Origin of the sequence: Mycobacterium sp. 663a-19, from assembly GCF_035616495.1 — a bacterium.
GTDB lineage: Bacteria > Actinomycetota > Actinomycetes > Mycobacteriales > Mycobacteriaceae > Mycobacterium.
On sequence record NZ_JAPJAV010000001.1, the window covers coordinates 539,604 to 558,662 of the forward strand.

Consider the following 19,059-nt stretch of genomic DNA (forward strand, 5'->3'; position numbering starts at 1 on the left):
ATGACAAGCCCACACGAACGTGAAGAACGCGACTTTTTCGACGACCTGTCCGACGGGGAATCTGCGCAAAGGGCCGTGGAGCCGCAGCCCTACAACGGCCAAGGTGACGATCAGGTCGAGGAACCGCAGGCGGGCAGCGACCCCCGCGCGGCGCAGACCGAAATGATCCCGATCGACAAACTGCCCCCCGGGGTCGGGCGTCCGGCAACATCGACACCCGGCGGCCCGCGCGAACAGCCCCGCTTTGCTCCACCCGCAGAGGTGTTCGGCGGGGCGGGCGAAGCGCCGACCGGTGACGAATTGCGGCGCCCGGCTGTCGATCAGCAACGTCGATACGTGTCCGAAACCTCCCACGGAACACGGCAACTCGAGCGGCCGCAGTTCCCACCACCACTGCCGGCCGGATGGAGCGGGGGACGGCACGGGACCCCCGAGAGGGCAGAGCTCAACAACCGCGGCGGCGGCCCCTGGGCCGCGCAGACCCCTCAGGGCTGGCAGGAACCGCCCTTCGGGGTCCGCCGTCACGGTGAGGCCCGTTCTGGTAATGAGCTGCGGGACAAGCTACGAGCCACGGATCTGATTGCCCCCCGCAAGATCGAGTCGTCGACTGGGTGGCGCAAGGCCCTTTATGCGATCTCCTTCGGTTTGATCAACGTGGGTGAGTCCGCTGACGAGCAGAAGGTTCGGGCGCTCAAGGCGGCGGTGAACGCGAATGTGCGTGGTACCTATAGCATCGTGGTGCTCGGCGGTAAGGGCGGTGTCGGCAAAACTGTCCTGACAGCTTCTATCGCAAGCCTTTTCGCTAATCTGCGGCGCAATGATCGGGTGGTGGCCATCGACGCGGATCCGGCGCAGGCCGCAAACCTGGCGACCCGGGTGGATCCCAAAGCGGCCTCGATGCGCGAGATCAACAGCGACACGAACTTGAACCGCTACGCCGATGTGCGGGCGTTGACAGGGCAAAACGCGGTCGGGCTAGACGTTGTCGCTTCACCACGCCACGCCGGGGTGCGCGGAGAAGCCCTGGATGCCAACGAGTTCAACGCGGCGCATACACGCCTTCAACGGTTCTACAGCGTGTTATTTGTCGACTGCGGTGTCGATCTTGACCACAAGATCATGGCCGGCGTGCTCGACCGCGCCGACGCGGTGATGATGGTCGCCTCGGCCGTACCGGACGGCGCCGAGGGGGCCAGCACGAACTTCGAGTGGCTGCGCGACGGTGGCTACCATCAGCTGTTGACGCGAACAGTGTTGCTGATCAACCACATTCGGCCGCCGCATAACCGCAAGGACCGCAAGACCAGGGCGCGGCTGGTGGGCACAATGACCGAACATTTCAAGCACTGGGTGCCCGAGCAGCGCATCATTGAGGTGCCCTTCGACGCCCACATCGCCACCGCCGGGATCGTGGAACTCAGCGAGCTGAACCCGGCCACCGAGCGCAAGGTGCTCGAAGCGGCAGCGGCGTTGGCCGCTGGGTTCGCCGCTGGGGCCGAAGCCCGATGACACCCGCCGCACCGGGTCCCCAGATAGCCGAGGCGCCGCGGCTGGGCAAGGTGTCGCTGCTGGTCGGCGAGGAGACGCTGATCGACTACGTTCTGCCCGCCGGAGTGGCGTTGATCGCGGTCATCGAGGACCTGATCCCGCGCGTCAACGACATTCTGAAAAAGCGTGGCGTGCCCGAGCTCGATGACAAATTGACTTACCGGTTGTGCCGCACCGATGCGACCCCACTGGATGTGCAACGCTCCCTCGACGACAGCGGCGTCTACGACGGCAACGTGCTGTGGCTGCTGCCCGCTGATGCCACCGAGAGGTTCGCACCGGTCGTCGAAGAAGTATCCACAGCGCTGGCACGCTCAGCGCGCCAACAGTTCCCGCGTCTGGATGTGACAACGAGCCGCCGGGTCGCCGGTGGGCTGGCGATCGGGCTGGTGGCGTGGGCAGAAGTGATGCTGGGCCAGCTGTGGTGGCAGCGCCACGGCTGGATTCCCGCGGCGGTCTCGGGCGCATTGGCCGCCGTGCTGCTCGTGGCGGCCAGGGGTCTTGGCCGAGCCCGCGATGAACAGCGCCGCTCGACGGCGATCATGCTGGTGTGGGCGGCCCTGATCGCTGCCGGGGCCGCCGCGGCGATGGCCGTGCCCGGCCCGCCCGGCGGATGGCATCTGGTGGCGGCGATCTCGACGGTGTTGGCGGGGCTGTCGGCCGTGGCGATGCTTACCGGCCGCTACGTCGGGGTGCTGGCCGCACTGCTGGTGGTCGGGCTGTGCGGCGGTGCCGTGGCGGTCGTGCACGCCACCGGCTGGCAGGTCACACCCGCCCATCTTGCGGTGGTGTTCCTGCTGGTGTGCCTGCTGCTGGTGACCTTCGCCCCCAGCATCGGTGTCATCGCGGCCGGCGTGCCGGGTCCGTGGTTTCCCTCGATCACCAACCGGGGCATCTTCGAGACCCCGCCTGGCGGGCAGCGCAACACGGTGTCGCCGGTGTCGCAACCTGACACCGGAACGGTCGAACAGATCACGCAGTGGGCACGTCGCGGTACGGCGATCGTGACCGGACTTCTTGCCGGAACCGCGGTCGTGTTCGTTGTCGCCTGCCGCTATGGGGTGCAACCCCAAACGGGCGGCGGCTGGCGGTTTTTGGTGTTCATGTTGGGCAGTTGCGTGATCTTTCTGCTGCGGTCGCGCTCCTATGTCGATCGCTACCAGGCGGTCATCTTAGTGGTGAGCGCGGTGGCGGGCACCGCGATGGTTTTGGGTCGCTACGCCAGCGCCCCGGTTCCGGCGTCGGTGCCGGTGACACTGGTGTGCGTCGGGGCGGGCCTGGGCCTGGGCATCGCCGGGCTGCTGGTGGCCATGGTCATTCCGAAGGCGCGAATCAACGCGCCGGTCAACCGGGCCGTCGAAGTCAGCGAGTATGTGCTGCTCATTCTTGTTGTGCCATGGTCGATTTGGCTGCTCAACCTGCTGTCGGTCGTGCGGAACGCGGTGCACGGATCATGATGCGGGTAGCCAGGGCGCTCGGCGCGCTGGGGCTGGCCGCAACGCTGGTCGGCCTGTCGGGCGGGGCGGCGGGCGCCATTGAACCGCCGGTGGTGCCGGTAGGTCCACCGCCTCCTGATCCCGCTCCCGGCCCGGACGCGCCGATGCGTCAGATCGCGCCGTGCACTCAGACCGGGGTGATGCCGGGCAGCGATTTGCGGGAGTTACCGGCCGCCCTGCAACTGCTCAATATGCCGGCGGCCTGGAAGGTGTCCACTGGGGCGGGCGTGGTCGTTGCGGTCATCGACACCGGAGTGGCCGCCCAGCCGCGCCTTCCCCATCTGGTACCCGGTGGCGACTACGTGATGGGTCAATACGGCGACGGGCTGGCCGATTGCGACGGGCACGGCACTGTGGTTGCCTCGCTGATCGGCGCGGCGCCTTCTGGTGCCCCGTTGCCACCCAAACCAATTGGGGCAGTTCTTGCCCCACCACCGCCGGGTGCGCCGCCCCCGCAGCCGCTGCCGCCGCCACCGCCGCCGCCGACCGTCACTGTCACCCAGACCGTCGCGCCCCCGCCACCGCCGCCACCACCACCTCCACCGGAGGATGCCCCCGCATGGGTCAGCGGCGCGGGTGCAGGCGCACCGAGCGCACCGGCGCGACCCCCTTTGGCCCCGCCTGGTGATGGGCCTGACGGATTGATCGGCGTGGCCCCCGACGCGGTGCTGGTGTCGATCCGCCAAACCGCACAAACGTTTGGCCTCAAAGACCCGCCGATGACGGACAACCCCGAGGATCTGCGCCGCGCCGGAGACATCAATACGCTGGCGCGGGCCATCGTCCATGCCGCCAACCTGGGTGCGAAAGTCATCAATATCAGTGTGGTGTCCTGCATTTCGACATCCAAGCCGCAAGATCAGGCTGCGCTGGGTGCCGCGGTGCGTTACGCGGCCGTCGACCGCGATGTGGTAATCGTGACCGCCGCGGGCAACGCCGGCGCGCAGGGGTGCACGCAAAACCCTGACCGGCTGCCCTCTGACCCGCTGCGGGGTTGGGGGTCGGTGAAAACGGTCGCGACCCCGGCGTGGTTCAGCGATTACGTGCTATCGGTGGCGGCTACGGACTCGACCGGCGTACCGGCCACTGGGCAGGGGGCCTCGCTGCGCGGGCCGTGGGTTGGTCTGGCGGCCCCAGGTGCGGACATCGTTGGGCTGTCCGCCGGCGGGCAGGTCATTAACGGGTCGGTCGATCAAGACAAGCTGCATTCGATCGCTGGCAGCTCGTTTAGTTCGGCCCTCGTCGGTGGTGTTGCGGCCCTTGTGCGAGCGAAGTTCCCGAATCTGTCTGCACACCAAGTCATTCACCGCCTGGAGGCCACCGCGCATCCCCCGGCGGGGCGACGCGACGATGTCGTCGGGTACGGCCTGGTCGACCCGGTGGCCGCGCTGACATGGGATCTGCCCGCCGGCGATGTCTTTGCGCCGGGAGTCCAGCGGGTCCGCCTGAACTTGCCCGCACCGCCGCCGCCGCCAGACACCCGGCCACGCTGGGTGGCGATCGGCATCGCCGGACTCGCGGTGGTCAGCGTGCTGGGGCTTGCCGCCGGCGTTACGGTGGCCCGGCGCCGAGAGGAAGAACTATGAGACAACGACTGATCTCTGCGCGCATCAACACCAAGACCGTCGTGGCGGCCGAACTCATCGCGGCAGCAGCAGCGGGATTGGCGCTGAGCTTGTGCCTGACGTCGTGGCCGGCCGCGTTCGGGGTGGGCGCTCTCCTCGCGCTGGCCGCGTGTGTGGTGACGGTCGGCGGGCTGTCGGCGTGGCAGTGGGCGCACCGGCTGCTGGTGTGGGCGCGCCGCCGCGAGCACCACGTCGAGCTGCTCGCACCGGTCGACGTGACGGTGGAGGCGTGATGGTGGCGCAGCGCAAGGTGGGAGTCATCGTCGAGGGCGACACGGTGTGCACGATGATCGGCGTGCTGGGCAAGCCCTACATTCCGACGCTGCTGTACTCCCAGCACACGAAAACACTAAACATGCTGCCGATCACCAAGATCGCCGAGCAGATGCAGCGCGTTGGCCTGCCTGTCGACGTCGATATCGTGTGCGAAGGAAGCCGCACTTCCCGCGACAACTACGCGGAGCTGTATCAAACGTCGCTGCGCGGCCGCCCGGCCGCTGGGCAACGCACGGTCACGTTGGTGGTGCGTTTCGACACCCGCAGCCCCAAGGCCCTGCCTGGGCTGTTGTGGCGCAAAGATCCCGTTGCAGCCGCGGTGGCCGCCACCCAGCGCATCGCCCGCGAGTTGTGCCAACACAATTGCCGTGCGCGGCTGTTGACCGCTGAGCAGATGGACGCGGCGACGGCGGCCAGCCTGGGCGGAGCCGAGCACGTCGGCGCGTCCTACCGTGAAGGCTGGACGAACCTACAGCGAGCCGGAAAAGCTTATGTTACAAGCTATTTCTTCAGCAGCGACGATATCGTTGCTGCCACGCTGGACAACGTGTGGACCTACCAAAGCGACCACACGACGTTGGTGATCGGTCTGCGCAGAGATGCTGCTGGAACGGTGCGGGCCTCGGCGATGGTGCGGTTGACCACCGTGCAGCCCTTGGCTGCTACGCCCACGCTGGCGCTCAACGCGCTACCGGGACGCCAGTGGCAGGCTCTGGCCTTGACGCTGCCCGGACAGGCGCGCCTGGCATTGCCGTCGGCGCCGGTCACCGCCGACCTCGACGGTGCAGTCGTGCCGGGGCCATCGGGTGTGCTGCTCGGAGAATTCCGCAACGCCATGTTCTTGATGCCGATCTCTGATCCGGCCGCGGTGACCCGTATCGCGTTGTGCGCCGACGACGACAAGGCGGTCAAGCAGTTCATCCGCCGCGCCGCGGCCTGCGGTGAACACGTCGCGGTCTACGACCCGACCGGCGCCTGGACGATGACGTCGCGATCGCCGCGCATCTGGCTCACCGGCGACGTGAGCGCTAAACCGCCCAATCGGCCGACGATGGTCGTACACAACGGAAGTGGGGACGGGTTCCCGCGTGCGCGTACCATGGTCCGGGTCGGCGGGGGCGCGTCCAATGCAGTCCCCGATATCCGTATCGACCACCAGGGCGAGCGAATCACGGTCAGGACCGAGCGTTTTCGGACCACCGTGGGTTCGGTCTCGTTCCGCAACGAAGAGGCATACCTATGCTGATTTGTGCGCGAATGTCGCTGTGGTGATAGACGCACAGCGCTAGGAACGGGCACGATCGGAGCATGGCCCTCGACAGTTCGGCGATGCTGAGCGAATCCGAATTGGCGCTGCGGCGCAGGGCGGTCCGGTTCTTCTGGGTCGTGCTCATCGCGTCCAGCGGCGCGTCGATCGTTGGCAACGCACTGCATGCGGTTGTGCACGCAAGTTCGGTCTCGCCCGTGCTGGCTGCCGCGGTCGCCACGGCGCCGCCGCTGGTGTTGCTCGGGTCGACGGAGGGTTTGTCGCTGCTGATCAAGGTACGGCGCAGGCCGACGCTGACTTACTGGGCGGCGCTGGCGATGACTCTGCTGCTGGCGTTGGCGGCGTTTCGGCTGTCTTTTGATGCGTTGCGCGACTTGGCCGTTCTGTGTGGTCTTCGGCCGAGTTTGGCGTGGCTGTGGCCGCTGGTGGTCGACGTCACGATCACCCAGGCCACCGTGTCGCTGCTGGCGCTGAGCCGCCAAGACCCGTGCCAGGACACGCCGTCACACGCCGACGCCGGGGACACTGCTGAGTCGATCGTCGGCAAGGACGCGGCGAACGAGGATGAGGCGGCGCAGGCCAGTGTGGTCGCCATGGTTGGGGCGCGACGCGAATCAGCCGCCGGTCGTACAAGCGCCACAGGCGGTAGCGCTCACCACAACGAGCACGCGGTGCACGCGGTCATGGCGTCAAAACGGACCAAACAGCCACCAGAAGTCGTGCGGGCGGTGCTGGAGCATCACGCCAACGGCGCGAAAACCAACGATATCTGCGAGCAGCTCAACCTGCACCACACCACCGTGACCCGCATCATCGCCACCGCGATGCACCGCCAGACCGCGCTGAGCTGAAAACTACTGACCTGCCATGCGATTCGACGATCCGAAAGGCCACCGTATGTTGAGCGACGACTACAGCCCGTACTGCGGGCTGACCTACGATCGGCACAACAGGGTGCAGCGGGCGGCGACCCAACCCCACATCATGATCAGCGCACCAACACGCACCGGAAAGACACGTCGGATTCTGGCGCCAGCGGCCGTCTTACACCCGGGCCCCTTCGTCGGCGTCTCCTCCAAACCGGACCTGGCCGAACTCGTGATCACCAAACGCAGCCTGGGTGTGACCGCGGTCATTGATCTGCGGCCCGAACACACCGAGGTCTGGCCGGCTGGGGTGCGGCGCATGGTCACCGACCCCACCCGCACCATCACCAACGCCCACGAAGCGCTCACCGTCGCCGAAACGATGCTGGCCACCTCCGGCGTCGGGTTCAGCGGCGCCGGAGGTGGCAACGTCGCCGCAGGCGGCCTGTGGGAGACCCAGGCCGCCCCACCGTTGGCGTGCCTGCTGTACGCCGTGAGTCCACTGGGCAACGGACAGGGAATGCCCTGGGTGCTCGACGCGGTGCAGAACTTCGGCATGGTCGACCCCAACGACGACAACGCGGTCGCCGAGGTCGGCGCCCCGTCGTGGTTGACCGCATTCGGCTTGTGCGACCAACCCAAACTGGCCGACCCGCTGTATGCCGTCATCGCGGGAATGGATTCACGGCTGCGCGACAGCATCAAAATCACCGTCACCAAGGCCGTAAGCCCCTGGCTGCGACTGGGTTTGAGCGCCGACGAAAACACCGGGCACTTGAGCGCGGCCGAGCGAATCAGCACCGACTCGTTCGATGTCCGCATGCTCGACGAGCCTGACGCGACACTGCTGGTGATCGCCCCTAACAAGGGTACGGTCGCGGGCGCAGCGGTCGCGCTCATCGACTCGATCGTCCGCTACTTTCGCCGCAAGATGGCAAACCACCAGCTCACCCACCGGCTGCTGCTCGAACTCGACGAAGTGTGCAACGCCTGCCCGCTGCCAGAGCTACTGACCTATGTGGGCGAATCAGCCGGGCTGGGCGTCAACATTCTTGCCACCGTGCAAGGCTCCTCGCATTTCGACGTCGTTTACGGCCCCAAATACGCTGACGCGCTGCGCGATATGTTCCCGGGCACCCTCATCATGTACGGAGCACACGAACGCTACCTGCTCGAACAGGCATCACACTGGCTCGGTGAAACCACCCGGCGCACCGAGTCCTACGACGCCGCCGGCGGCGGCCGAAGCCAGTCATCGCAATTCGGGCAGGCCATCGGCTGGCAAGAGCTTCTCCCGCAGAGCCGGGAGGAAGCACAGCTGCTGCAAAAAGGCACGGCCGGCGAGCGGGTACTCATCCCCGACTGGTCGGAGTTCCTGACCATCTACGATCAGGCTGTCACGCAAAGACTGCGACGTGTCGGTTCTCAAATGACGTGACTGCCTCAGGCTGTCGGCTACGGCTGGGATGATTTTCCTGTGTCAAAGCTTTCCGCCATCATCGACGGGGCCACCGCAGACACGACATCGGTGGCGGCCTTACTGCGAATGATCAAGGTGGTCGCGGCGCGCATTCAAACACCACTGGTAGTCGATTGGGTCGACAACGAGTTGGCGGGCTACTCGGCAGAAGCATCGCTACCTGGTTATCGCGGTCCTTTTCGGACTGAAGTGTTGAGCGAATGGTCGGGCTTTGGTGGCTCGATGCTGCGGAACGCGCCGCTGGCACCGTCTGCGTTCCCCCCGGGGTTACGGGACGCTGGTGCGTTCGAGGTCGAGTTTCGGGAGTCGGTAAGCGAACTCGAGCGGCTCGCCAAGACAGACGGCCTGCTGTCGTATTTTTGGCCCACTGACGTCATCGCACTGATCAACGGCATGATGCAAGAAGGTCAACTCAAAGAACTTCAGCAGCTCGCGCCCTTGCACGGGCTGGTCGCGGCCCATAAACGAGTGTCACCTGCCCTACTGACATCGGTTTTAGACAGTGTCCGAACGCGTGTGTTGAGCCTCGCGCTGGACCTTGAGCAGGTCATGCCGGACGCTGGTGAGCCCGGAGTGGTCCCGGTTGATCCAGCCCCCATCAACAACATCATTACTAACTATTTCAGCGCCCCAGGAACCGCGGTAGCCTTCGGCGGATCGGCCACCGTCCGACTTGCCGATGTGCGTCTTGGCGATCTTGAGAGTTTGCTGCACGCTGCAGCGGCGTTGGGCTTACAGCCCGAGGAAATCGCCGAACTAAAGGAGGCGATCCGAGATGACGAAGCTGACAAAACGACACCGGACGATGGGCCTGGTCGTCACGTGACCCAATTCCTGGGCAAGGCTGCTCTTGGCGGTTTAAAAAGCCTGGGGCAAGCGGGCATTCAGGAGTGCGTGAAGATCCTAGGCGAGTGGATCCGTGCCTATCACGGGGTCGGCTAGCCTCGCTCCTCGCCGAGCTGGGCCGGTATGCGTTGAATCGTGAACCCCTACGGTCCTACGATCGATCCGAGGCTGCGAGGTCCGGGCTCGGTGTAGAAGACTGACTGGTATGGAATTGGACCGTGGCTATATCCAAGAGCTCGAGAGCTGGCTGGTAGGTAGAGCCGCCGAAGGGCTGCAGCAAGATGGGTTAGCGCCGCGTCCTCAAGTCCATTTCATTCTCGAGGATCACGCGCAGCCGCATGTCGGCTATGTGATCTCACGAAGGTATCAGCGCGGGGCAGACGCCTACGGTGCCATAACCGACCTCGGTTGTGCAGCCGCCGCCTTATGCGCGTCCCGCCTGGTTGTCATGTGGGAGGAATGTGACCTGCGCGCTTCGCTTTACGGTCCAGGCGAACATCCGGACGGTATCGTCACCGTCGATGCCACGTTGAATGGTCACATCCTCACTTGGCGGCCCTACGACATCCGGCTTGGTCCCGTCGGCCCATACGGCGCGCCGACCGTGTGGCCGAAGTGGGGCCGGGTTTCACAACTGCCGGATGCCGAACTACCGCCCGCGATTAACGAACTGCTCAATACTTGGCGGACCTACTTCGCCCGACTCGACACCACGAGCGAGCTAGCCGGGATGCAGCGGCTAGGGTATGAATTTCGCTGGCTTATTCACGACGAGCATGCGGGCTAAGGGAGAAGCGGTTGATCAGACAACCGCCAATCGAGCCGTCGTGAGACAAATAGCTCGACGGCACTTGACGTGTCCGCTGACTACGGGGCCGGCTTATCTGGGTGTATCGCCGCGGGTGTTCACGTCGCCAACGATCCAGGCGCGACGCGCTGTCAGATAGCCTGATCGCCATGCCGGCGAATAAGGAAACGCCAGTGCAGCTGGACCAAACTGGGCTGCGTGATCGATTGGCGCGCATCCATGATCCGAGCGACTGCGGATTCGTCATCGACGACTACCTGCTGCCCGCCGAGTTCAGTGACGGGACACTGGCGCACCACGGTCAAGACGTGGTTATTGCCGATGACACCCCGAACGTCTTTGGCGCTCTGGCAGTTCACCGGCCAGGGTTGCCCGGAGACGTCGTGATGCTGCATCACACCCAACTGATGCTCTCGGCCACCAACGCCACTGCGTGAGTCTGCGCAGTTAGCCGCGTCGAAAGACACCGGCGCCGTTGGCGTTGCGACGCAGGCTCTTTGAGCTTGCTTGCGGATCTGCGCGCTCGGTCAAAGCCCAAAACCACTGTTGGCCAGGTGCTGCACGGCGATGGTCACGCGGGCGGTGGGTTGTGTTCTTGTGCTGGGGGCGGGTGGCGCAGTTGGCCACCCCGGATCAAGTTGTCCACCGCAGCTTCCCACGTTCGGAGCTGATCGGGGGAGCCCAATGGTTCGGGCAGCTGCCGCTCTATGTGCGATCGCAGGATCAGGGTGCCCAGGACGAGGATTAGCGGATTAAGTGCGCCCCACGTGGGGTTGAGATCTGGGCGCAGGCTGCCTTGGTCGCGAAGGAAATCCCACTGGGATCGGCCGATGTCGAAAAGCAGATCGAAGATCCGGCGGCCGGTCTGTTGGTCGTCGATCAAGAGCCGGGCCAGGTAGTCGATCGCATCCGGGTGTTCGGCGATCAGCCTGGTCAATCGGTGACTGACATCGGCAACGGGGTCGGGTGCCGGCGCCGACATCGGGGCCGCCTGCATCAGGATCGTGATCAATTCTTGGTCGACGGCCTCGATCAGCGCACCTTTGGTGCCGAAGTGATGTTGCACCTGGCCCAGGGAGACGCCAGCGGTGTCGGCGATCATGCGTAGCGAGGCGGCCTCAGACCCATGGGCGGCAAAAACCTTCATCGCCGCCACGCAAATTCGGCGACGTTGTGGATGCTCGCGGGCATCCGCGGCGGCGGCGGGGTCACCCGGTCCGGGTGGCGGACTGGACACCAGTTCACCGTAGTGCGGGTGCGGGCGCTAACGGGCGAAGGTGGGCCGAGATGTTGTCTCCCCGCGATGTATTTCAGAAGAGGGCGAGCTGTACCGGTTTTTTCGGTGTGCGGGGTGTGCGGCCGCGTCGGCGGGCCTCTTTGTGGGCGACCGCGGCGATCGCGGCAGTGGCGAAGGCCAGGTATTCAGCGGAGGGGTTTTTGTCGACTTCCTGGCCCGGGCGGAAGATTTGTTTGATCGAAGCGCGCAGCGCAGGGGGCACCATCGACCAGTGCTTGCGACACATGAACAGCTGCGGCGGCACCTCGGTGGGGCAGTGTTGCGCGTGGCAGCGGTGCGGGGCGGTGCTGGGATTTGAGGACATTAGTCGCTCTTTCGTTAGCTGCGGTCGGATGCTGCGGCGGTGACGTTGGTGGGCTCGGGCGCAAAGTGCTGGTCGGTGGGACCTAGCAGCGCGCTCAGGGCGGCGATGAGGCACCACAAGGCGATGGCGGCGTTGATCGCAGCCCCGATGAGCAGCGGCGCCCATTTGATGGGTGGGGGAGTGGCGCGCCGCACGTGCAGCGAGGGCGGCAGTCGGCGTGCGGGTGGCGGTTCGGGTGCGGGGTCTAGGAGGGTGGGCATCGGCAATAGGGCCGCGCCCGGGAGCAGGTTGTCGTCGACCTCGGGGGCCTGCGGTGTCAGTGGCCACCAATGGCTTGATCCTTCGACGGCCAGCCAGCCCTCGAGGACGCCGTAAATGCTCGCCGTAAGCAAGGTTGCGGGGATTTGAGCCAGCAGCCACGGGGTGATGAGTTCGGAGTCCAGCCCGGGCGAGGGACTGTAGAAGATCAGCGGTGACGCCGCCAGCGCCGCGCTCCACATCAGCGCCGGGATCGGATAGGCGCGTAGCCGCTCGGGGATGAGAGTTTTGACGAGCTGGTAGCCGAGCCTGCCTAACGGCCAGCCCACTGGCGCCGCGACGGCGCAGACCAGCACGAGAACGTTTTCCATTGTGCCGCTGGCAGTTCCAGGGGGGCGTAGCAGCAGCGGCGGGGTGACGTTGTCGTCGTGGGGGTCAGGGCGGGCGCCGACCTTGCTTCGTGTGCGGGCGCGGATCTGTTTAGCCAACAGTTCTGCGCGGCGCTTTTGAAACAGGCAGACGCCGGCGTGCGCGGCGATCCAGGCCCGGCGCTGCTCGTCAAAGATGTCAGCCGGCATGGTCGGGCTGTGGTTCCGCGTGGCCGACCAGTTCAGCTAGCAGCAGCCCGGCGTCAGCGAGGATGACGCCGGCGCGCTGGATAAGGCCTTCGGCCGCGACGAGCACGGTGTGCGCGCTGGTGTCGTGGTGTTGAGGCGTGACCGGCTCGCCGCCGTCGAGGATCGCTCGAGCCGAGCCGTGCGCCCATCCGAGCGCTTCATCGAGGCGAGCCAGGGTCGCCGCGGACATGCTGCGCGATCCGGTGGTGGATTTGTGCAGGGTCGAGCGGTTGGGGCCGCCGCGGCGGGCCAGTTCGGCGCGGGTCATGTGCAGGACGGCCAGCCGTTCGGAGACGTAGAAGTCGAGCCGGGCGGGCCCTTCGGTAGGTGCGTTCACGCGCATGAAACTACCTAAATTCAACCATTGTCGTCTATCAGTGTGGACAACTCTGTGTATTTCCGCTTACGGTTGCGGTTATGGACAGCTATCGCCGGGGCCGGTACCCGACGACGAAGGGAGGTCGAGATGAAAGGGCTGATAGCGGCACTGGGCATGCTGATCACCGTTGGTGTGCTCGTCGCATACACGCTCGTCGAGCTGGTCATCAAATGGGCGCCACTCCTGGCGTTCGCCGCAGGGATCTGGATCGCCATCAAGATATGGCGGTCACGACGCAAGCGACGCGAAAGCCGCGCCCATATCGAGGCACCATGGGAGCGGGAACACCCAGCCCAGCGGTCGCCATCGGGCCTCGCGGTCCCGCAGATCGCCCCGTCGCCGCCGGTGGGTCCGGTCGCATCGGCGCCGGCGGGCGCAGCTCCAGGCCCGGCGGCAGCGCTACCCCCGGTGATCGCCCACCACCATCGCTCGTTCGTGGTGCGCGGCCAGGACAGCGGCCTGCTCACTGATCGCGAGGACGGCTATCTGTACGTCTCGGCGCAGGATTTGCCGCGCGTGCCGCGCGTCCCCGCTGCCCACCAGCACCGGCCCAGCGTCGGTGCCCGGCGCGCGTCGAATCGGCGGGAGGTGCGGCGCCGGCCATGAGTCCTGTCTCCGATCAGCAGTGGCTGCGCCAGATCGGCGTGGACGTGACAGCCGGCACCGACGACGAGGATGCCGGCAGCAGTGATGACGCGGTCGAACTCGACGCCAACGAAGCGAGCGCCGAAACAGGCGACGAGCCCACCGAATTCAAGGACCCGCCCACTGACGCCGACAGCAAGCCGAGCAGCGAGCCGCAGCCCGAGCGCGCTATCGGCGGTCCGGTTGACAACGGCGAGCCCGCCGCCAATCAGGTGCGGGCGCGCCGCTACACCCCCTGGGTGCTGGGCGTGTTCGCCGCCGTGGCAGTGGTGGCGACGGTCGCCACGACACTCGGGGTGACGCTGTCCGGACCGGATTCCCCGCCCCCACGGGTGCATCCATCGCGCCCGTCCCCGGCGCCGAGCTTGGCGGCCGCACCCACCGCGACACCGCCTGACACCGAGGACCGCCCACTGCCTTTCACCGCGCGGGCCGACTGCGCGGGCGGTTCGACATCGGCGAATTCCATCGCCGATCCCGAACGACCCTCACCGTGGATCTGCGTGCGCCACACCGATGGCCAGCCGCTCTATATCACGTTGGGTCCGGCCGGAATTGAGCATTCCTACGTCATTACTGCGGTCAGCATTGTTCCGGGCGACACCGCACCAGCGCAGGGGTCGGGAGGTGATCCGTGGCTGCAACACCGCGTCGTGAGTCTGCTGACGTGGCGCTTCAATGACGTGGCCAACACCGACATCGACCAGACCACCGGCGACGTGCACGGGGAGGCGGTGCAGCCGGTGCCCAATATCAGCGCCTCGAAAATCACGGTGATCATTCGCCATACGAGCCGCCCGGTGGCGGCCACCCCGGCACCGACGTCGGCACCGGACGGCGGACCGTTCAGCGGAATTCTCGGCGGCCCACCGGGGGCGCCGACCGGCCCGGCGACCAACGGCCCAGGCGTCAATCAAGACCGCGACCCCAGCGATGGGACGTTCGCCGTCTCGGGCATCAAAATCATTGGACACAAGGCGAAATGATGCAGATCAGCAATGTGTGGAAGCGACGACTTGCGACCTTGGGGCACGGCGGTGGCCGGGTCGCCCTGGTTGTCCTGGTGGCCAGCTCGGCGATCAACGGCCTGGCGTTGCTGTGGCGGCTCGTCGTTCCTGCCGACCCGCCCCCGGTGGCCGCGGTCGCGCGCTCGGTGATCAACGAAACCGACCCGGTCAAGGCATTCGCGGAGAATTGCGTCAAGGGGCTTCTCACCGCAACCGCCGCTAGTGCACCGAATTTGACGCGGTGCTTTCCAGACGGCCGGCCCTACGCCTTACCGACCACCTCGTCGATGACGGTGTCCAATCCGACCGCCTGGACCTCATCGAAGCCCCGATCACTGCCTAACGACATCACCGTCTACAGCGTGATCGTTCAAGTCGACGAACGGCCCTATCCTTCGGCACCTCCCGTCACGGCGTTCTACCAGCTTCCCGTCGCGGTCTACCGTGACAAAGGCATCCAGGCACTCGACCGCATCGGCCGCGCTGACCCACCGCCGCCCGGAGCCGCTGTGCCCCTGGGTTATTCGGTGAGCATCGCCGCCAATAGCCCACTGTTCACGATGCTGTCAGGGTTCGCGGCGGCGTTGCTCACCAGCACCGGCGGTCTGGAGCGGTTCATCACCACAGACTCCGGCATCACCCCGATCGGTGCCTATTCCTCGGCGACCCTGACCACCGCGCAACTCGACAGCAATCCGCCCGACAACCCTTCGGATAACGCCGAATTGGCCGCCCACATCGAGGTGTCGGCCCGCCGATCCGACTACTCGTCGCTGTCGCTGTCCTATCCCTTGACGTTGCGATCGGTGGGCGGCACCTGGTTCGTCGCCCAGATCGACGCCGTACCCGTGCTGTCCGACGCCACGCCAACCCCTGTGCCGGTGCCCGCAGCGCCGGCGCATTAACCACCGCATCCACAAGAAGAAAGAGGGACACCTCATGATCGACCCATCCACACACCTGGCAAATGTCCAGCTGCTAGCAGCCCACACCGCAAACCTGGCCGCGGGCGCCGGAATCATCAATATGTCCCACGAAATCCTCTACATCATTCTTGGGGTCGGCGGCGTCTATTTCCTTGGCAGCGGGGTCATTAACGCGATGCGCGACCATCACAAGCGGGGCACCGGAGCGGCGATGTCCGCGATCGGCGGCGGCGTCGCGCTGGCCGTCGTCGTCGCGCACATCGTCGGCATCTACCAGCGCGGCAATCAAGAATTTGAGCATCTGCCCGGCGGAGTCGGCTCATCGAATGTCAGCAACCGCGGATGGTGACCACTGCCCCCGCCGCCGCGCCGGCACGGCCAACCGAGAAAGCTGAGGCGTGGTCGGGCATCCGCGACATCGACGTTCAGATCGGCGAAGCCGCACCCGGCCAGCAATGGCCCGGCGGGCCGTACCGGACAGCGGAGTGGGTAGCGATCGCAGTGATCGCCGGCCCGACGTTGTGGTGGGTCGACAGCCATCCCGCCGGGACCACGCTTTACGCCCTGGGCATCGGTGTCGTGTTGTGCGTTGTCACGGTGGTCACGATGCGGATGCTGCTGCCCAAGGGCCGGCCGTCGCTGACCACGCGAGCCGCGTTCGCCCGCAACACCATCCGGCCGCCGCACATCATCACCTCGCATGCCAACCGGCGCGATACAGGATTGCGCACCGATGCGAGCCTCGATCCGCCCGAGCGCGTCGAGGGCAACTTGGTGTTCACCGCCGGCGGGGTCTACGCGGAATTCCTGATCGACGGTTTGTCCGTCAGCATGCGGTCGCTGAACGTGCACCGCCGCGCCGCCCAGCTCACCCGCAATCTGGGACGCTACCTTCCGTCCGGCTCGCAGCTGCGCGGGCTGCTGGTGGCTGAGGATCAGCACGCAATCCTGCGCGCGATGGTCGGCTCGCACGCCACCAACTCCGCGTGGGTCAGGCAATGCCGCCACTGGATACCGGTCATCGCCAACCCGAACAAGTGGGACGGCGATGGCTTCTACGGCCCTGTGCGGCCAAGGTTTTGGCTCACCGTACCCGTCGATGCCGGAGTCGAAGGCCGCACACAATTGGGCCAGGGCCGCCGCGCGTGGGACTGGGTCAGTGGACGCGATAAAGACTCCGACAGGTCGATCCACTATTACGCCGCCACCGCCCGCCAAATCATCCAAGCGCTGCCCAACGACTTCAACATACGGGCAGCGACCCCTGCGCAGATCATGTGGTATCGACGCCACCGCACCATGCTGGGCGCCATCCATGAGCCGATCCCGCCGGCAAGTGCGGGGCCAGCCGCCCTGTCGGAGCACGACTTCGCACACACCGCGTTTGACGAAGGCGACAACGCTCAACGGCCCTGGTGGCGGCCCAGTTTCGCACCGCTGGTCCGCGTTTACGATCCCGACAACCCCGCGCAGCCCGCCAGCTATCAGACCTTTCTGACGGTCGAACACTTCCCCGAATCAGGCGTGGCGTTCCCGCGCGCGGCGTATCTGAACGCGCTGCTCAACGTCAACACCCAGGCCAGCATCGAGTGGACCCAGCACATCAACATCCGCACACCCGATGACGCCAAAGCGCTGAACTACCGCAACACCAAAAACATTCAGGACCAAATGCGCCAGCGCGGCAAGCGCGGCGCCGAAAGCGACGAGCTGCCCCGCAAGCTATCGCGCACCCGCGCCTACACGTCGCATTTGAACGCCAACCCTGCCGAACGCGAACTCGACCATACGGTAATCATCGCCGTAGGCGCGGCCTCCCCCGATGTGCTCGACGACGCGGTCAAGCAGATCCGCCAAGAACTCGACACCGTTGGGATCGCGGTCAAACGCCGCCGCGGCTCGCATACGCTGCTGTGGAAGGCGTTCAACACCGGCAGCGAAAACCGCTGCTATCTCGACGAATTCCGCATCCCGACCAGCGCCGACAAGTGGTCGCTGTTTCTGCCACTCATCTCCGGGCGGGTCGGTAACATCCGGGGCAGCGCCCTGGCGGTCGACCAGACGACGATGCGTCCCTCCATCATCCTGCATGACCCCGAGGGGACCGCGCGACGCAACAAGAACACCGGACTAGCGGTGATCGGCGACCCTGGCGGCGGAAAATCCAACCGCACCAAACTGTCGGCGTTCGAGCTGATCCTGCGCGGCGGGCGGGCCGTGATCTTCGAACCCGACACCATCGCCGAATGGAAAAACGCGCTCACACCACTCAAGGGTGTCCGGTTCGTCGACCCGACGATCGCGCAATTCTGCTATGACCCGTTGGTCATCTTCCCGGCCAATGTCGCTGGCCGGATCGCTGCCGCCCACATCCTGCCTTGGATCGGGCTGCCCCACGACAGCGTCCTGGCCAAGCGATACCGGCGGCTGGTGCGATCCGATACCCGCACCGCGCACGGCATCACCAGCCACCGGGCGCTGATGGACTATCTGCGAACCCAGCCCGGTGCCGACGATGACGAGCTGCTGCTGCGCCTGGAGACGGCCGAAGAGGACTTCCCAGGGCTGTTCGACGACACCCTTGAGCCCTATCGCCCGCAGGACTCCCCAGCCACGGTGTATCTGACCGGGAATCTGGCGCTGCCCGATGCCGATGACCTGACCAACACGGAGCTGTACCACAAGCTGTCGGGCCCGCAACGCGCCGGAATGGCCATCTACGGGCTGCTCATCGAACTCGAACAGCGTTATATGTTCGACCGTCTCGACGTGTTCGACGTGATGATTTTCGAGGAGTGCGCCGAGCTGTGTGCCTTCACCACCACTGCGCGCATCGCGCACAAGATCACCCGACGGGGCCGCAAGCATGCCACCGGAATATGGCTCATTACACAGGATTTCCGGGACCTGGCGCCGATGGGCGACAAGTTCATCACCCAGAAGTGGATCTTCCGTGTCCAGGACCCCGAGCTGGCTTATGCCACGTTGAAGTGGGCACGCATCGACCCCGATATGTATCCACAGCTGGTCAGCACGCTCAGCGAGGACACCAGCCCTGGTAATACCGCCGACGAGGATGTGTTGTCCGGCGACGAGTGGGGCCACCACGTGATCGAGGCGGGCGCTGTGGATCCTCACCGGCTTGGTGAAGGGTTCACGGTCGACGAACTGGGGCGGCCCGCCCGCGTTCAGTTCTTCGGCGCCCCGACCCCAGAGCAGGCCCGCGCCTTCGATTCGACGGCGGCGGCCAGGTGAGACGCTCGGACACCGCAGCGGCCTGGCTGGCCTACCACCCTCGTCTGCGGCTGGCAGTGGGCGCGATGACCGGGGTGTATGTGCTGTGCTTGTGGGCCGTCGTGGCCGCACCGCGAGCCTGCGCGGCGGTCGGGTCGGCCGCGCTGGGCTGGACGGGAT

At 66.0% G+C, this 19,059-nt stretch carries 19 protein-coding genes; 15 read left to right on the plus strand and 4 right to left on the minus strand.

The window, feature by feature from the left end; genetic code table 11:
- The 10 genes from OQ968_RS02785 (at position 1) to OQ968_RS02830 (ending at position 10,649) form a co-directional block, all read left to right on the plus strand.
- The gene (locus tag OQ968_RS02785; RefSeq protein ID WP_324674410.1) at positions 1-1,509 is read left to right on the plus strand and encodes an AAA family ATPase; all 1,509 of its coding nucleotides are present in this window, start codon (positions 1-3) and stop codon (positions 1,507-1,509) included.
- On the plus strand, positions 1,506-3,005 hold the full coding sequence (gene eccD / locus OQ968_RS02790) for a type VII secretion integral membrane protein EccD (protein ID WP_324674412.1): 1,500 nt from the start codon (positions 1,506-1,508) through the stop codon (positions 3,003-3,005). Before OQ968_RS02785 ends, eccD begins: the two co-directional genes overlap by 4 nt.
- Positions 3,002-4,630, plus strand: a complete 1,629-nt coding sequence (locus OQ968_RS02795) for a S8 family serine peptidase (RefSeq protein WP_324674414.1) — start codon at positions 3,002-3,004, stop codon at positions 4,628-4,630. Before eccD ends, OQ968_RS02795 begins: the two co-directional genes overlap by 4 nt.
- On the plus strand, positions 4,627-4,902 hold the full coding sequence (locus OQ968_RS02800; RefSeq protein ID WP_324674416.1) for a hypothetical protein: 276 nt from the start codon (positions 4,627-4,629) through the stop codon (positions 4,900-4,902). Before OQ968_RS02795 ends, OQ968_RS02800 begins: the two co-directional genes overlap by 4 nt.
- Positions 4,902-6,191 carry a type VII secretion protein EccE gene (eccE, locus tag OQ968_RS02805; RefSeq protein ID WP_324675033.1) on the plus strand — a complete coding sequence of 430 codons (1,290 nt, stop codon included), beginning with the start codon at positions 4,902-4,904 and terminating at the stop codon, positions 6,189-6,191. The genes OQ968_RS02800 and eccE overlap by 1 nt, the downstream gene beginning before the upstream one ends.
- A gap of 62 nt (positions 6,192-6,253) precedes the next feature.
- Complete coding sequence (locus OQ968_RS02810; RefSeq protein ID WP_324674418.1) at positions 6,254-7,063, plus strand: DUF2637 domain-containing protein; 810 nt, start codon at positions 6,254-6,256, stop codon at positions 7,061-7,063.
- Positions 7,064-7,109: 46 nt separating this feature from the next.
- Complete coding sequence (locus OQ968_RS02815; protein WP_324674420.1) at positions 7,110-8,516, plus strand: type IV secretory system conjugative DNA transfer family protein; 1,407 nt, start codon at positions 7,110-7,112, stop codon at positions 8,514-8,516.
- 39 nt (positions 8,517-8,555) lie between these two features.
- Entirely contained in the window at positions 8,556-9,500 is a 945-nt protein-coding gene (locus tag OQ968_RS02820) for a hypothetical protein (protein ID WP_324674422.1), read from the plus strand.
- A 109-nt stretch (positions 9,501-9,609) separates the two neighbouring features.
- The gene (locus OQ968_RS02825) at positions 9,610-10,191 is read left to right on the plus strand and encodes a hypothetical protein (RefSeq protein ID WP_324674424.1); all 582 of its coding nucleotides are present in this window, start codon (positions 9,610-9,612) and stop codon (positions 10,189-10,191) included.
- Positions 10,192-10,361: 170 nt separating this feature from the next.
- Positions 10,362-10,649, plus strand: coding sequence for a DUF7161 family protein (locus tag OQ968_RS02830; RefSeq protein ID WP_324674426.1), 288 nt, complete (start codon positions 10,362-10,364; stop codon positions 10,647-10,649).
- A 134-nt stretch (positions 10,650-10,783) separates the two neighbouring features.
- Here OQ968_RS02830 and OQ968_RS02835 read toward each other — a convergent pair whose 3' ends face one another.
- From OQ968_RS02835 to OQ968_RS02850, 4 genes are all read right to left on the minus strand, one after another.
- Positions 10,784-11,449: a TetR/AcrR family transcriptional regulator gene (locus tag OQ968_RS02835; protein WP_324674428.1), complete on the minus strand. Its 666-nt coding sequence runs from the start codon at positions 11,447-11,449 to the stop codon at positions 10,784-10,786.
- A gap of 73 nt (positions 11,450-11,522) precedes the next feature.
- Positions 11,523-11,753 (minus strand): hypothetical protein, encoded by a 231-nt coding sequence (locus OQ968_RS02840; protein WP_324674430.1) that lies wholly within the window; start codon positions 11,751-11,753, stop codon positions 11,523-11,525.
- Positions 11,754-11,827: 74 nt separating this feature from the next.
- A complete protein-coding gene (locus OQ968_RS02845; protein ID WP_324674432.1) occupies positions 11,828-12,649 on the minus strand; it encodes a hypothetical protein in 822 nt (273 codons plus the stop codon).
- Positions 12,639-13,025, minus strand: a complete 387-nt coding sequence (locus tag OQ968_RS02850) for a helix-turn-helix transcriptional regulator (RefSeq protein WP_324674435.1) — start codon at positions 13,023-13,025, stop codon at positions 12,639-12,641. The genes OQ968_RS02845 and OQ968_RS02850 overlap by 11 nt, the downstream gene beginning before the upstream one ends.
- Before the next feature lie 129 nt (positions 13,026-13,154).
- Between OQ968_RS02850 and OQ968_RS02855 the strand changes: the two genes are divergently transcribed.
- From OQ968_RS02855 to OQ968_RS02875, 5 genes are all read left to right on the plus strand, one after another.
- The gene (locus OQ968_RS02855; protein ID WP_324674436.1) at positions 13,155-13,673 is read left to right on the plus strand and encodes a hypothetical protein; all 519 of its coding nucleotides are present in this window, start codon (positions 13,155-13,157) and stop codon (positions 13,671-13,673) included.
- The gene (locus OQ968_RS02860; protein ID WP_324674438.1) at positions 13,670-14,698 is read left to right on the plus strand and encodes a hypothetical protein; all 1,029 of its coding nucleotides are present in this window, start codon (positions 13,670-13,672) and stop codon (positions 14,696-14,698) included. Before OQ968_RS02855 ends, OQ968_RS02860 begins: the two co-directional genes overlap by 4 nt.
- Positions 14,699-14,844: 146 nt before the next feature.
- Complete coding sequence (locus OQ968_RS02865) at positions 14,845-15,624, plus strand: hypothetical protein (protein WP_324674440.1); 780 nt, start codon at positions 14,845-14,847, stop codon at positions 15,622-15,624.
- A 34-nt stretch (positions 15,625-15,658) separates the two neighbouring features.
- Entirely contained in the window at positions 15,659-15,994 is a 336-nt protein-coding gene (locus OQ968_RS02870) for a hypothetical protein (protein ID WP_324674442.1), read from the plus strand.
- On the plus strand, positions 15,988-18,900 hold the full coding sequence (locus tag OQ968_RS02875) for an ATP-binding protein (protein WP_324674444.1): 2,913 nt from the start codon (positions 15,988-15,990) through the stop codon (positions 18,898-18,900). The genes OQ968_RS02870 and OQ968_RS02875 overlap by 7 nt, the downstream gene beginning before the upstream one ends.
- The last annotated feature ends 159 nt before the right edge of the window (positions 18,901-19,059 follow it).